Raw genomic sequence first — 14,034 nt, forward strand, 5'->3', positions numbered from 1 at the left:
AAGATGTCTGCGGTTTCATAATCCGTCGCATTTCTGTGTGAACAAGGGTTGGTATTGCATTGAATGATTTTGGTGGGTTGTTTGTTTTGGGAGCTCAAGGTGTCATATGACAGATCTCCTGAATCACATGCTGTTCGCACTGGTCGACTTCCGGCACCTTATCGAAGGCCAGTTTGCCACCCGGGCGTTGTGGGAGTGGATCCTCTTTTTCATGCCCGTTTTCATCTTCGGGGAGTTCCCCCGGTATATTTTCCCTGCCGTTTTTCTCCTTGGGGCCAAAGTGGCCGATCGCCTTCCCCATGACGACCGTGAAAAAAAAACGTTTTTTGCCACGGCGCCTTCGGTGAGCGTCCTTCTCGTGGGCTATAACGAAGAGGCCAGCGTGGCAATCGCCATCCGTTCTCTCCTTGAACTCGATTACCCCAACCTTGAGATTATCGTCATCGATGACAACTCGGAGGACCGCATGTATGAGGAGGCCAGGCCCTTTGCCGACAGGGGGCAGGTCAAACTCTACCGCAACAGCGCGGCCACCGGGCGATCGGGACGCCCCACCGCATCCAACATGGCCTTGTACCTCTCTTCCGGCGATTACATTGTCTCCGTGGACGCGGACACCTCCTTTGACCGGGACATGCTTTTCCACATGATCGGTCCCTTTTACGACCCCAAGGTGGGGGCCGTGGCGGGGAACATCAAGGTGCGAAATCTTGGGACCTCTGTCTGGACCCGGCTCCAGGCCGTGGAGTACGCCCTGTCCATAACCATATGGAAGCAGTGGCTGGGACTCCTGGGCATGGGCATGCAGGTCAGCGGGGCCTTCGGGGCCTTCAGGCGGGAGGCCCTGCTCTCCTTCGGCGCCTGGGACCCGGAGCTGGCCGAGGACGCGGACCTGACCCTGAAGATCAAGAAGGTGGGCTGGAAGATCGTCTTTGCCCCGGCGGCCATCGCCATGACCAACGCTCCGGAAACATGGAGGGTGTTGAGGGGACAGCGGTTCCGATGGGACAAGGGGGGCTTCAGGACCTATTTTCGCAAGCATGCCGACATCCTGAAGTTCTGGCAGTACGACTGGCGCAACGCCTTTGAGATTTCCATGGAGTTTTTTTTCACGGTGTTCCTGACCTTTGTCTATGCCCTGTACCTGGTGCTGATGCTCTGGTTTTACCCGAGGCTCCTTATCTTTGTCTGGTGCCTGGCCTATCTTATTTACGTCGGGGTGACTCTCTTCTGTTTCGCCATTTCCCTTGTCTTCAGTGAACGACGAAGTCAGGAGGTGAAGCTGATCCCCACGGTGTTTCTCTTTCCGGGGTACAAGGCTCTTTTCCGCTGGGTACGGTTCGGGGCGCTTATTTTGGAATTTTTCAGGATTAACTACCAGGAAGGCTACCTGCCTGAGTCTGCATGGCGCAATACAAAGAAATGGTGAGGTGTGAATGAAAAAAGTGTTTAACGTGGTCATTGTCGGTGCCAGGGAGGAAGAGTACCGAATCCTTGAAACAGGTCTGGAGTCCGCTCGGTTTGAGACCTCTCTCTCCATTTCCAGGGCCGAGGTGTCGGCGATGCAACGCCTCTCCGGACAGACGGACCTCATGATTTACTGTCAGGGAGAGGAAGAGTCCGAGCAGTGCCATGTGCCGGTGTTTGTGAACAAAACCATTTTTGTGACCTCCTGTTACGGCAGGGGCATCCTTCTGGAAGCCTTTAAAAAAGGGGCCGCCTACGTCCTGTTTCGCCCCCTGTTTCGGGCGGAGCTCCTTCCCGCCATTCGAAATGTTCTGTTTTTTTCCAAAAAATACCGGGAAGCCAACCTCACCGATGCCTCTGTCCTCTCATTTTTACGTGACGTGGCGGACGGCGGTGCTCCGGTCCTCGAGCCCCTTCCTTCTCCCTTTAAGCCCACGGGTCATTTTTACCCCGATGTCCTGAAGATCACCGGAGAGCTGGAAAACGAGGAAGCCTACCTGGAGGCCCTTGCCGAACGGGGTTTTTTCACCAAGCAGCTCAAAAACCGGGTCCGCCTCTGCGAGATGTGCGAATCCTACCAGATCAACTACCGGGAGGTGTGCCCGGCCTGCTCATCCATCGACATCGTCAAGGGGCAGATGGTTCACCACTTCCCCTGCGGTCATGTGGACTCCATAGAGTCTTTCAGGCAGGGCGCGGACCTTGTCTGCCCGAAGTGCGAAGAGACCCTGCGCCACATCGGTATCGACTATGAAAAGCCCACGGACTACTTCAAGTGCGCCCAGTGCCAGACCATCGTCCCCGAACCGGTGGTGGAACTCGAATGCCTGGTGTGCGGGCTGGTCTGCCGACCCGACGAGACCGTGGAGAAGAATATCTACGCCTATGAGATGACCCAGCATGCCTGGGAGGCGGTGCGAAGCGGACAGATCAAGGGCGTGGACCTGGGCACCCTGCTCTACGATCACCACACGAATCTCTACAACAAACAGTTTTTCGAGCATGAACTCAAGCGGGAGCTCATTCGCACGAAGCGCTACCACGCACCCTTTACCCTGATCCTGGCCCGCATCGAAAAAATCGAGGAGATTCGGAAAAACCACCCCGACCGCCTTGCCTGGTACGTGAACAATCTTTTCAAGGCCCTGAGCCAGGGCTTGAGGGAGCTGGACACCACGTGCGTCTGGGACGCCCAGACCCTGGGGCTTATCCTTGCCGAAACCGACTTTGACGGGGCCGTTGTGGTGGTGAACCGGATTCACGAAGCCATTCAGAAGCTGGAATACCTGTTTGACATCTGTCGCCCCGAGGTCTCCTTCAGTGTGGTCCAGGGAGACGCTTCCCACCAGACAGTGGATGACCTTATCGCTCTGGCCATGGCGGATCTTGCGGATGGATAGGAGACGTATGGCGGGCATGGTCCCGTGGATAGGATGCCTTGTGATGGTGTGCTGCCTGGGGTGCGGTATGCGCAACCGCCAGGCCGTGGAGCAGGAGGCCGACATGGCCCTGGTGCGTGAGCTGACGGCCCCGGTCTTCTTTGGCCAGCAGCAGCTGTTCGCTGCCCTGGGAACCACGGCTCACGAGCTTGTTGTGTTTGAGGTGACCGGCCAGACGGTGAAGCGAATCCCGGAGCCGGGCACCGCTCCCCGGGTGCGGTCCGAAGCGCGGGTGGTGTTTTTCAGGATCCCCGATGACTGCGGGGAGGGATGGTCACTCTATTATTTTGATTCCCGTTCTTTCCAGCTGCGAGCCCTTCCGGAGGTCAAGCCTTCCGAGGCAGGGGACGGGTCCGAAGCCACGGATTCGTTTGTGGTGTTCAAGGCCCTGGACCGCACCGGGCGATGGTTTCCCGGCGAGCATGACCTGGCCCTTGTGCGGCTTCGTTTTGAGGTGGATGCCGAAGGGGAGATCCGATTTGCAGGCAAGAAGAAGGTCCGGGACATTCCCGGAGAACCCGTGCTGCCCGTTCACCTGAGGGGCGCGGGAAGGGTCTTTTTCCTGAGCCGGGACAACGAGGGCGGCTCTACCCTCATGTCCGTGGACGAGGCCGGTGAGGACCTGTCCACCCACCTTGAAGAAGGGGCCGGCACCATCAGCCGGATCTACTCCGATGACGGAAGCACCCTGGTCTTTGAGTCGGATAAGCCCGGCTACCAGGCCCTCTACAGGTTGGACCCCGTTACCGGAGAGGTGGCGGATTACCGCCGTCTTGAGGCAGAAACCGGGGAGCAGAGCCGCTATATCCTGCGAAGCCGTTATGTGGACGGCACCGCTTCTCCGGTGGTGGTCCGGGTCCCTGAGATCCTCGGCGTTCGGGAGGTAGCCGCCCTTGTAACCGCACAGAACCCGGAGGTGAGCCTGAGGCGGGCAGAGCTGGCCGCCTCCCTTGTGGAGGTGGGCATTGCCATCCTGCCCAATTACCCCTCTTTCTACTTTGAGCTGGGCACGGTGTCCCAGGCCGGGCTCTTCAACGACCAGACCAGCTTTTTTTCCCAGACCCTCATTGACGGGCTCCTCGGGTTGTTTCAACCCCTGCTCGATATCCGGCGAAACAGGGAACTCTGGCGGGCGGCCCAGCTGACGGCTGAGGCGGCCCGGAGCCGTCTGGACAACGAGGTCAACGAACGGGTGGCCGAGGCGGTGAAGATCTGCTTTGAAGTGGCCTACCTTGACGAGCTGGAGGCCGTGCAGGAGTCGCTCCTGGAAGTGTACGGAGAGCGCCAGGCTTATTACGAAACCCTGGATACCGTGGGGGGCACCCTAAGGCTGCAACTCATGGCGGCAGAGAAAATTATGGTGGCGGCCGCCTCGGAGAAGGCCCACACACGTCGCCGACGCGAGTTTTTGATGAACCGCCTCAAGCAGCTTTGCGGGCTTGCCCGGGAGGTTCAGGTCTCCTTGGCCCCGGACGCCTTTCACCTGAGAGAAGCCGAGTTTGAAGAGGCCGCGGTGCTGAGGGAGCTGGCGGTCCTGAACCACCCCCAGGTCCGTGGTATTAACGCCGAGCTGAAAAAGGCGCGGTTCCTGGAGTCGGCCGGGCCCGAGGTGCGGGGAATCCTCAATGTGGCGGCGGAGTACGAGTACACCGGTAAGAGTACGTCCAGCGCGGTGACCGATATCATCAACCTGACCTTCAGCGGCGGCATCTCCACAGCCCACGGCAAGGCCGCCAGGCTCCACACCGCGTACTGGCGTCATGTGAAAGACGCCCTGGGCATTGAGCTGGGCCTTGTGGCGGGTAGGGTCCGCCAGGGCCTGGACGAGGCCCTCATGGATTTCAAAGCGTCACAGGACGACAGCCGGGCCAAGGCCTTGGACACGCGGTATGCCCTGGAACAAGTGCGGGTGGCCCGGCTCTACGAGGCCATTGACACCCCGGGGGATGCCGACGCCTACGACCCCCTGGCCGTGATCACCGCCGAGCAGGAGTACCTGAGTGCCGTGGCCAGGAAGGCCCGGGTGGAAAGGGACCTGGGGATCCGGTACGTCAACGTCTGGCGGGAGACCGGGCGATCCAGGCTCCTGGCCGACAACCTGTGGGCTTACTCCGACCTGAAGATGGAGGGGCGTACAGCTTCTGTCTGGCTGTGGGAGACCCGGGCCGCCATGGAGACAGAGGGCAGCCGGGATGCCTTTGTGACCACGGCAAAAGAGGCAGGTGTCAACCGGGTTTATGCTTACCTGTATTCTGATTCCCGGCTCCTTACGGAGATGATGGACCGGGAGCGGTTTATCCTCTTTTTAAACGCGTGCGCACAAGCGAACATCGAGGTGTGGGCGCTGCTGGGTGAACCGGAGTGGCTGACAGCGCCGGATGGGGCGCTGGCGCTGGGCCGGGGCGTGGATCGCATCAACCGCTTTAACGCCTCCAGAAGCCGGTTCGAACCCAAAATTGCCGGGGTGAAGATCGATCTGGAGCCCCACTCCGTGCCAGGATGGGAGACAGATGCCGCCCTCAGGGAGGAGCTGAACGTCTCTTTTCTCCGGCTCCTGAAAAAGGCGAAGAGCCGCATGACGGGTGACATGCCCCTGTGGGTGGACGGGCCCGTCAAGTGGTTTACCCAGGAGGCGCACCGGCCCCTGATGCGGCAGGCCGCGCGCCTCACCGACGGCATCACGGTGATGGCCTATTTCAACGCACCGGAAACCACAAGCAGGGTGGTGGCCAAGGTCTTTGAAGAGGCGGCTGGACCCCTGGAGGTCGGCCTGGAGTTTTCCGGCAAAGCCCCGCCTTCGGATACCCTGTATCCCCTGGACAGAGCCGGGTGGGACCGGGTTGAACAGGCCTTATCGCGCCAATGGATGGAAAACCCCGGGTATCGAGGGCTCTCGTTCCACGACTATTCGGCTTTAAAGCAGATTTTTGAAGGGGGGGAGGAGTAAGATGAAAATATCGTTCAGGAAAGGCGGTGAATCCCAGGAGCCGGTCTCACCGGCCCAACCCCGGATGCGGGAGCACAAGAGAAGGAAAACCCCAGTGCGTAAGGTGGTGCTGACCGTGTTGTGTGTGGCGATTCTGGTGGGTGGCGGCATCATGCTTTACAACCGGAACACCCTGTATACCTACGGCATGGTCACGGGGGAAACCCTGGAGCTTACAGCCGATGTGCCCACCGAGATCCAGCAGCTTTTTGTCTCCAAGGGGGACATCGTCAAAAAAGGGGATGTGCTCTTTACCCAATATTCCGTGGAGGGGGAAAAACGGGTCAGGCAGGCCGAGGCCGCCCTGGAAGCCAAGCTCTCCACGTATGATCTTATCGCAGGGGAGTCAGGGGACCAGCGGGACTATGCAGCTCCTTTGCAAAACAAGCTCCGGTTCCTCGATCTGGAACAGCAGGGCAGCGCCCTTGCCCGGGAGCGCATGCTCTCCGAGGCCCGCTTTGAGGCGCGGCGCTTGAAAACCCTGTATGAATCCAAAAAAGAGCGCCACGAGAACCTGGAGAAACTCTACCGGCTGGATGCCACGACCCTGAGCCAGGTGCGGGCGGCGAAAACCGAGAAAGAGCTTCGTTACCACGAATATATCCTGGCCCGGGACCACTACCAGCACGTGGTGGAATCCAACCGCATCGCAGAGGCCGAGGCGGAAAAAAGCTACCGTGCCAGGTCGTCCACCCTCAACCGAAGCGGTATTCAGGAGGACTCGGATGTGGACGATCTTCTCTCTGAAATCGAGCGTGCAAGGGCCTATCGGGACCATCTTCGCCAGTTGTACGGGGCCGCAGGGTTTACGGCCCCCTTTGATGCCATCATCACGGATGTGAAGGTCTCCACCGGCTCCCTGGTGGGAGGCGGTGAGCCCATCTTGTCCTTCGCTTCCCTCAACGGGCTTTGGGTGGATGTCTATGTGGCCCCGGACAAAGCATGGATGCTCACCGACGATAAGGAGATCCTTTTGTATGTGAACGGAAAGCGTGAATCCGTTGCCGGAACCCTGACGGCCATGGGGAACGTGGAACTCCGGGTGCCGGAGGTTCTGCGGGAGAAGCTGCCCAAGCTTGTGAGCGCGGTCTATTTCCATGTGGCCGTGGAAAACGATGAAAACCTGCTTCCGGGCAATGTCGTGAGGGTGGTGGTGAAGTAGGCGCTGCCGTACCATGGGGCACGGGAGGAACCTTTTTGTGGAACGCCGCACGTCTGTGCGGCGTTTTTTTGTGTGTCTTAAGCCTTTGTGATCAGAAACAGCCCGTAGGTCGCCCGCAGGTTGGGCAGGAAGGTGATGGTCTTTCCGTATCGGTCCGCCGAATAGGTCTTGATGGCCATTTCGTTGATGATCTCAAAACCGGCCTCCTGGCCGAGGTGTTTGAAATCCCGCAGGGAGAGGACGCGGATGTTGGGCGTGTCGTACCAGGAATAGGGCAGGACCTCTGTCTTGGGAGCGTGGCCCGAGAAGAGAAACTGCGTCCGGACCTTCCAGTGGCTGAAGTTGGGAAAGCTCACCACCGCGGTTTTGCCCACCCGCATGATCTCGGCAAGGAGGGAGACCGGGTCAAAGGTCTGCTGGATGGTCTGGCTGAGGACCACGCAGTCGAAGCTTTCGTCCGGGTAATCCGCAAGTTCGTTGCTGATGTCCCCCTGGATTACGGAGAGGCCCTTTTCAATGCAGGCCGATACCTTGGACTCCACGATTTCAATGCCCGTCTCCGAGACATTTTTATGCTGCTTCAGGAAGTGGAGCAGGTCCCCCTCGCCGCATCCCAGCCCCAGGACCTTGGAGCCCGAAGGAATCCATGAGGCGATGATTTGAAGGTCGTATCGAATGGGATCATGGCTATCCGTCATGGCACACCCCCTTTAAAAAACCGCGAATCATGCGGGAGAGCCTGTCGTTGGGCAGGAGAAAGGCATCGTGGCCTGCGGTGGACTCCAGCTCGCAGAAGCTGACGTCGTTGCCCCGTTTTTTAAGGGCCTTGACGATGGCCTTGGACTGGTAGGTCGGGTAGAGCCAGTCCGAGCTGAAGGAGACCACAAGGCATTTGGCCTTGGTGCCGGAGACCGGGGCGGACAAGGCAGACTCCAGATCGAAATAGTCCGCGGCCTTGGTGATGTAAAGCAGGGAGTTGGCGTCGAAACGCTCCACGAACCGTGCACCCTGGTAGTGGAGGTAACTCTCCACCTTGAAGGGGGCCTCAAAGGCCGAGGCGTGGGTCTCCGGGTCCTGGAGGCGCCGCCCGAACTTTTTGCGCATGGCCTCGTCCGAGAGGTAGGTGATGTGCCCCACCATGCGGGCCAGCGACAGCCCTGTATCCGGGCCGGGCCCGTCGTAGTAGGCCCCGTTGTTCCAGTTCGGGTCGTTCATGATGGCCTGGCGGGCCACTTCATTAAAGGAGATGGCAAGGGCCGAGTGTCGCAGGGTGGTGGCAAGGGCCACGGCCGAGCGCATCATGTGGGGGTAGGCATGGCACCACTGGAGCACCTGCATGCCCCCCACGGAGCCGCCGATGACCGAGACGAGCTGTTCGATCCCCAGGTGATCCAGAAGGCGTTTCTGGGCGTTTACCATGTCCGCGATGGTGACGACCTCAAAGTCCAGCCCGTAGGCTTTGCCTGTTTCAGGGTTTTCGGAGGAGGGGCCGGTGGAGCCCATGCACCCCCCCAGCACGTTGGAACAGATGACAAAGTACTTGGTGGTGTCGATGCCCTTGCCCGGTCCCACCATACTCTCCCACCAGCCAGGCTTTCGGTCCGTAGCGTCGTAATACCCCGCCGCATGGGAGTCCCCGGTGAGGGCGTGGGTGATGAGAATGGCGTTGTCCCGGGCATCGTTTAGTTTTCCGTAGGTCTCGTAGGCCAGGGTCACCGGGCCGATGTGTGAGCCTGCCTCCAGGGGCAGGGCATCGTCCGCATCGCCAAAGGTGAAGAACTGTTTTTCCACAAAGCCCACGGAGTCGGGGTAAAGATCGGTTTTCATCGCGTCCTTCGGTGGTTATGGGTAAGGGCGCATCGCAGCATGTCGCCCATGATGGTTTTTTTCATTTTCGTGCCGCCCTGTCACGGCCGTTCCATGGATCGCCGCACACCTGTGCGGCTTTTTTTATCCCGCCTGCTCTACGTCCACCACAAATTCTTCGGGATTCAGGGTGAGCATGGCGTCGAGCTCGTGCTCGGTCTCCTTTGTGACACTGAAAAAGAGAAAGGCAAACATGGGAAAGGTGCGGTAATCCATTTTGCGCAGGCACAGGATGGTGCTCAGCCCCTCGGCAAGCTGTCGGTAATCAAAGTCCTGATTGTCCCGCAGGGGGGTGGGGCGTTCGATGACCGCCATGGCAAACGTGTCGTCACCGGCTGTGCCGAGCACCGCGTCCCAGTCGGGTTTTCTCTTCTGGGCAAAATAGTCATAGACGTTGATGCCGTATGCGTAAGAGGCGATGTCCGTGGAGCACCACCCGGCAAAGCGCAGGGGGTTCACTTCAATGGGGCGGATGCAATCGTTTTCATCGATGCGGATCTCGGTGTGGATGGGAAGCCCCCGGAAATCCCCGAGCTCCGCCAGGTCCGCGAGAAAGCCCTCGATGGCGGAAAGGCGCGATGAGATGATCTTAGCGGAGGTGACGTAGAGGCGGTCGCTCATGTCCTGCTCGCCGCTGAACCGGTGCTTTAAGATGTTGAGTACCACCGGTTTGTTGTCGTCGTCAAAGTAGGCGTCCACCGCGTACTCGTCCCCTTCGATGACGGACTCCACAATGAAAAAGGCGCTGCTGATCACCTCTTCGGGAAAGGCGTTGGCCGTCTCCTTTGTCTCTTCCAGAAGCCGGGCCCGGACCGTTTCCCACTCGTCGGCGGTGTTCACTCTGTGGACCCCGGCGCTGATGAACCCCACCATGGGCTTGATGATAAAGGGGGCGCCCACACGCTCAAAGGTGAAGGTCGCGATCTCATCTGCCGCAAGCTTGAAAAAGGCGATGTCCGGGAACAGGGCCGCCGTCTTCTCCCGGAACTTGAATTTGTTCTTGAACAGGTCGATCTTCAGGGCCAGCTCCGAGTCCGCCCCAAAGGTCTCGACGATCCAGCCGATGGCGTTTTCGCTGTTGCTGTAGAGCCAGCGGAAGTTGTCCCGCTCCAGCTCTTTGACGGCCTCGGCATCGGAGATGTGATTGGCTGACGGGGAGACGCACGTCAGGGCAAATTCATTTTCAAGAAGAGGGGCCTGGGACTCGATGAGGTAGTTCTCGGCCACATCGGAGATGTAGGGTTGATCAAAGATAAACATGCACTGTTCCCAACTAATTAAAGATGCTTTTCGTTTTATGTGTTCGTTTCACGCGGGTGCCTCGGTAACCCCGAAAGCCATCGGTCGCCGGAATACCGCTGGGATTTGACCCGAGGAACGAGGGGCAAAGCCCGGCGGTAACCTGCTTTCAAGGTGGCTCACCTTGCCGCCGGAGGCATTCCTTTTAACCCATGCTGTCCAAAGCCTGGGAGAAATCGGCGATGATGTCGTCGATGTGCTCAATGCCCACGGTGATACGGATCAACTCCGGCAGGACGCCGGCCTTGATCTGGTCTTCGTCGCTGAGCTGGCGGTGGGTCATGCTGGCGGGGTGCAGGACGCCGGTGCGGACATCGGCCACGTGGACCACGATCTCGGCCAGCTGAAGGCTGTTCATGAGGCGCTCTGCGGCATCTCTGCCCCCTTTGGGACCGAAGGTGAGGACCCCGCTGCCCGCTTTCATGTACTTTTTGCAGAGGTCGTGGTTGGGGTCGCTTTTAAGAAGGGGGTACTTGACCCACTCAACGGACGGGTGGCTTTCCAGGAACTCGGCCAGGGCCAGGGCGTTGCTGCTGTGGCGTTCCATGCGCAGGTGGAGGGTCTCCAGGCCCTTGTTGGTGAGAAAGGCGTTCTGGGGGGACATGTAGCACCCCAAATCCCGGATCCACTGGACCCGCGCCTTGACGATATATGCCTGGTTGCCGAAGGTCTCGGTGTAGCTGAGGCCGTGGTAGGATTCGTCGGGTTCTGTGAGGCCGGGGAACTTGCCGTTGTTCCAGTCAAAGGAGCCGCCGTCCACGATGATGCCCCCCACGCTGGTGGCGTGGCCGTCGGTGTACTTGGTGGTGGAGTGGATCACGATGTCTGCCCCGTGCTCCAGGGGGCGGCACAGGCAAGGCGTGGGGAAGGTGTTGTCCACGATAAAGGGGACGCCCATGGCCTTGGCGATGGCGGCGAATTTGTCGAAGTCCAGGACCTGGGTGCCGGGGTTGGACAACGACTCGCCGAAGAGCAGCTTGGTGTTGGGCTTGAAGGCTTTTTTGATCTCATCTACTGGGGCGGCGGGGTCCACAAAGGTCATGTCGATGCCCATTTTCTTCAAGGTGTGCTTGAAGAGGTTGAAGGTGCCGCCGTAGAGGGTGGACAGGGCCACGAAGTGGTCGCCCGCTTCACAGATATTGAGGATGGACACCGTGGACGCGGACTGGCCCGAAGAGAGAGCCAGGGCCCCCACGCCGCCTTCCAGGGCCGCCATTTTGTTTTCAAGGACTTCCACCGTGGGGTTGCTGATGCGTGAGTACATGTGCCCCGGGACCTTGAGGTCGAAGAGGTCTGCGATCTCTTTGCACGTGTCGTACTTGTAGGTGGTGCTCTGTACGATGGGGGTGACGCGGGGCTCTCCGTTTTTGGGAGTAAATCCGCACTGAACTGCCTTTGTCTCGATATTCCAGCGTGTCGTATCCATATGAACATCCCGTGTAAGCGTGGTGAATCGTTATTGCCGTAGGTTTCCCTTTGAGGCGGGAAAGTGCACGCATCGGTTTTAGCCTAAGTGTTCGCCGTTTTTCAATTGACAAATTACCCCACATGCATAATCAAGTAAACTTAAACGAATTAAACTATAGGTTAAGTTATGCTAAACGATATCGATTTCAACCGACTCAAGGTGTTTTATTGCATCTACAGCAGGCAAAGCATCGGGGGAGCGGCAAAGGAGCTCAACGTTACCCCGTCGGCCGTGAGCCAGCACCTGAAAAAGCTGGAGCAGGAGATCAGGGTGCGGCTCTTTACACGGATGCACAAACGGCTCCTGCCCACGGTGGAGGCGGACAGGCTCTTCGGGATCCTCAAGCCGTTTCTGGGGGAGTTGCAGGCGGGTTTGACGCTTTTTCAAAACGGGAAGGACGAGCCGTCCGGGCTTTTGCGCATCGGCGCACCCGTGGAGTTCGGCAAGGCCTTTTTTCCGAAGGTCATGGCGTCATTTCGGAAGCAATACGGAGAGGTGACCTTTTCCCTGACCCTGGGCAATTCGGAGAGGCTCCTTGCCATGGTCAAAGGCGGGGAACTCGATTTTGCCATGGTGGATCTCTTTGCAAGCCAGAGGAAATACGTGGCGGATCTGGGGACCTATCATGTGGAGCCGGTTATCGATGAGGAGGTGATCCTGGCCTGTTCGGCGGTCTATTTCCACACCCGCCTCAAAGAGAACCTCTCCCCGGACCACATCCTTTCCCAGGATTTTATCTCTTACGAGCGCAGTCATCAGGCCCTTAACGGCTGGTTTCGCCATCACTTCGGCAAGCAGTCGGTGAAACCCAAGGTGGTCCTCACCGTGGACAGCGTCCAGGCCGTGCGCTCGGCCATCGAAAGTGACATGGGCCTGGGCGTGGTGACCCGAAACGCCGTCCGGGACCAGCTCCGGCAGGGGACCGTCATCCCCGTCAGCACGGGCAAGCGGGAGATCGTCAACAAGATCTCTCTGGTTCAGCTCCAGGACAAGGTCCCCACCTTTACGGAGAAGACAGCCCAGTCGTATTTCAGGGAGGCACTGCGGGAGGTGTCGAGGTAGGCGGTGGGACACTCCCAGGCAGAGCCTGGGAGCGAGAAAAGCTGGTTTCGAATGTGCTTTCCCCTTCGTTTCACAGGGAAAGTCACATTTGCCTTTGATTTAGCTCGAACGGAATCTTTTTTTAAAAGCTGTTTGTCAAACTTTTCAAAAGTTTGGCCCCCGGCAGGGCCGCCGGAGGCCTCGTTCATTTGGCAGTTTCCGGCGGAATGGGTGGCGAAGCCGGGGTATGATGGCATACCCCGGCTGGTTTACACGGAGTGGGGGTTATTCGAATTCAGCCAGCTCTTTTTCGAGTTTTTCCAGCATGGCTGCGCAGCGCTTGCTCAGCGCTTTTTTGTAGTAGTCGCGGACGGGCAGGGCTGCTTTGCGGAAGGCTTCATGCTGCTCAGGGGTCAGGTCCACGCGCTCGGTGTGCTTGGCCAGGACCTCGGCTGCTTTTTCGTTGGCTTCCTTCTGGAGGTCGTAGGCGTAGTCACGCATCTCGGCGACGGTTTCGGTGAGGATCTTCTGCAGGTCCTTGGGCAGGGACTTGAAGAAGCGGTCGTTCATGAACACGCCTTCGAGGTACATGATGTGGTTGGACATGATGAGGTACTTCTGAACTTCGTACCATTTCATGTCCACGAGGGCGCCTAAGGGGTTTTCCACGCCGTCCACCATGTTCAGCTGAAGGGCGCTGTACACGTCGGTGTAGGAGACCGGTGTGGGGTTGGCGTTGTAGGCTTCGTAGTTTTTGATGATGAGCGGGGTGTCCATGGTGCGGAAGGGCAGGCCTTTGAAGTCAGCGGGGCCCATGATTTTTTTGTCGCTCAGCCAGTCGCTTGCGCCCAGGGGCCACAGGTCCATGAGGCGCAGGCTTTTTTCAGCGTAGGCACCGGCGAGGTCCTTTTTGACCACCTGGCTTTTGTCCAGGAACTCATAGGCTTTTTCCACGCTGGAGGGCAGCAGGAAGTGCAGGGCAAACATCTGGCCTTCGGGCACGATGGTGGAGACGTTGCCGGGGCTGACGATGGCCATCTGGGTGGAGCCGGTGAGCAGGTGTTCCACCAGGTCCACGCCGACGCCCAGCTGGCCCACCTGGAAAATCTCAAATTTGATCCGGCCGTCGCTTTTTTCCGTTACGCGGCGGGCAAACTCCTTTGCGTATTTGTCCGGTACGGTGTCCGCGTACTCTTCGTGGGTAATCTTAAAGGTGTAGGTTCCTCGTTTGGCAGATGCGGGAAGCGCACCGGCAAACACAATCAACAGCATCAAACCAAGCGTACAAAACTTTTTCATCTCTCAC

General features: G+C 58.8%; 10 protein-coding genes. 5 read left to right on the forward strand and 5 right to left on the reverse strand.

The window, feature by feature from the left end:
* The first annotated feature begins 106 nt into the window (after positions 1-106).
* Genes MSL71_RS10940 through MSL71_RS10955 form a run of 4 tightly spaced genes read left to right on the forward strand, consistent with a single transcriptional unit; the run spans position 107 to position 7,054 of the window.
* Complete coding sequence (locus MSL71_RS10940) at positions 107-1,429, forward strand: glycosyltransferase family 2 protein (RefSeq protein ID WP_180140156.1); 1,323 nt, start codon at positions 107-109, stop codon at positions 1,427-1,429.
* A 7-nt stretch (positions 1,430-1,436) separates the two neighbouring features.
* Positions 1,437-2,867 (forward strand): TackOD1 domain-containing metal-binding protein, encoded by a 1,431-nt coding sequence (locus tag MSL71_RS10945; protein WP_180140163.1) that lies wholly within the window; start codon positions 1,437-1,439, stop codon positions 2,865-2,867.
* Positions 2,868-2,883: 16 nt separating this feature from the next.
* A complete protein-coding gene (locus tag MSL71_RS10950) occupies positions 2,884-5,853 on the forward strand; it encodes a TolC family protein (protein WP_180140165.1) in 2,970 nt (989 codons plus the stop codon).
* Position 5,854: 1 nt separating this feature from the next.
* Entirely contained in the window at positions 5,855-7,054 is a 1,200-nt protein-coding gene (locus tag MSL71_RS10955) for an HlyD family secretion protein (protein ID WP_180140167.1), read from the forward strand.
* A 77-nt stretch (positions 7,055-7,131) separates the two neighbouring features.
* Here the strand turns inward: MSL71_RS10955 and metW are convergent, their stop codons facing one another.
* The 4 genes from metW to MSL71_RS10975 all read right to left on the reverse strand — a co-directional run bounded on the left by metW (position 7,132) and on the right by MSL71_RS10975 (position 11,645).
* Positions 7,132-7,752, reverse strand: coding sequence for a methionine biosynthesis protein MetW (gene metW / locus MSL71_RS10960; RefSeq protein ID WP_218951006.1), 621 nt, complete (start codon positions 7,750-7,752; stop codon positions 7,132-7,134).
* Positions 7,742-8,881 carry a homoserine O-acetyltransferase MetX gene (metX, locus tag MSL71_RS10965; RefSeq protein ID WP_180140169.1) on the reverse strand — a complete coding sequence of 380 codons (1,140 nt, stop codon included), beginning with the start codon at positions 8,879-8,881 and terminating at the stop codon, positions 7,742-7,744. The genes metW and metX overlap by 11 nt, the downstream gene beginning before the upstream one ends.
* A 123-nt stretch (positions 8,882-9,004) precedes the next feature.
* Positions 9,005-10,180, reverse strand: coding sequence for an ATP-grasp domain-containing protein (locus MSL71_RS10970; RefSeq protein ID WP_180140171.1), 1,176 nt, complete (start codon positions 10,178-10,180; stop codon positions 9,005-9,007).
* Between the two features lie 184 nt (positions 10,181-10,364).
* Entirely contained in the window at positions 10,365-11,645 is a 1,281-nt protein-coding gene (locus MSL71_RS10975) for an O-acetylhomoserine aminocarboxypropyltransferase/cysteine synthase family protein (protein ID WP_180140173.1), read from the reverse strand.
* Positions 11,646-11,813: 168 nt separating this feature from the next.
* On the opposite strand from MSL71_RS10975, the gene MSL71_RS10980 reads away from it, so the two are divergent.
* On the forward strand, positions 11,814-12,749 hold the full coding sequence (locus MSL71_RS10980) for a LysR family transcriptional regulator (RefSeq protein ID WP_180140175.1): 936 nt from the start codon (positions 11,814-11,816) through the stop codon (positions 12,747-12,749).
* 264 nt (positions 12,750-13,013) lie between these two features.
* On the opposite strand, the gene dctP is transcribed toward MSL71_RS10980, so the two are convergent.
* On the reverse strand, positions 13,014-14,027 hold the full coding sequence (gene dctP / locus MSL71_RS10985; protein WP_180140176.1) for a TRAP transporter substrate-binding protein DctP: 1,014 nt from the start codon (positions 14,025-14,027) through the stop codon (positions 13,014-13,016).
* Positions 14,028-14,034 lie beyond the last annotated feature (7 nt).

This window comes from Desulfoluna butyratoxydans, from assembly GCF_900699765.1.
Classification (GTDB): domain Bacteria; phylum Desulfobacterota; class Desulfobacteria; order Desulfobacterales; family Desulfolunaceae; genus Desulfoluna; species Desulfoluna butyratoxydans.

Bases quoted from the DNA above. Each gene is read 5' to 3' on its own strand.
- metW (WP_218951006.1), bottom strand. From the start codon at position 7,752: ATGACGGATAGCCATGATCCCATTCGATACGACCTTCAAATCATCGCC.
- MSL71_RS10940 (WP_180140156.1), top strand. From the start codon at position 107: ATGACAGATCTCCTGAATCACATGCTGTTCGCACTGGTCGACTTCCGG.
- MSL71_RS10955 (WP_180140167.1), top strand. From the start codon at position 5,855: ATGAAAATATCGTTCAGGAAAGGCGGTGAATCCCAGGAGCCGGTCTCA.
- MSL71_RS10980 (WP_180140175.1), top strand. From the start codon at position 11,814: ATGCTAAACGATATCGATTTCAACCGACTCAAGGTGTTTTATTGCATC.
- MSL71_RS10975 (WP_180140173.1), bottom strand. From the start codon at position 11,645: ATGGATACGACACGCTGGAATATCGAGACAAAGGCAGTTCAGTGCGGA.
- MSL71_RS10950 (WP_180140165.1), top strand. From the start codon at position 2,884: ATGGTCCCGTGGATAGGATGCCTTGTGATGGTGTGCTGCCTGGGGTGC.
- MSL71_RS10970 (WP_180140171.1), bottom strand. From the start codon at position 10,180: ATGTTTATCTTTGATCAACCCTACATCTCCGATGTGGCCGAGAACTAC.
- MSL71_RS10945 (WP_180140163.1), top strand. From the start codon at position 1,437: ATGAAAAAAGTGTTTAACGTGGTCATTGTCGGTGCCAGGGAGGAAGAG.
- dctP (WP_180140176.1), bottom strand. From the start codon at position 14,027: ATGAAAAAGTTTTGTACGCTTGGTTTGATGCTGTTGATTGTGTTTGCC.
- metX (WP_180140169.1), bottom strand. From the start codon at position 8,881: ATGAAAACCGATCTTTACCCCGACTCCGTGGGCTTTGTGGAAAAACAG.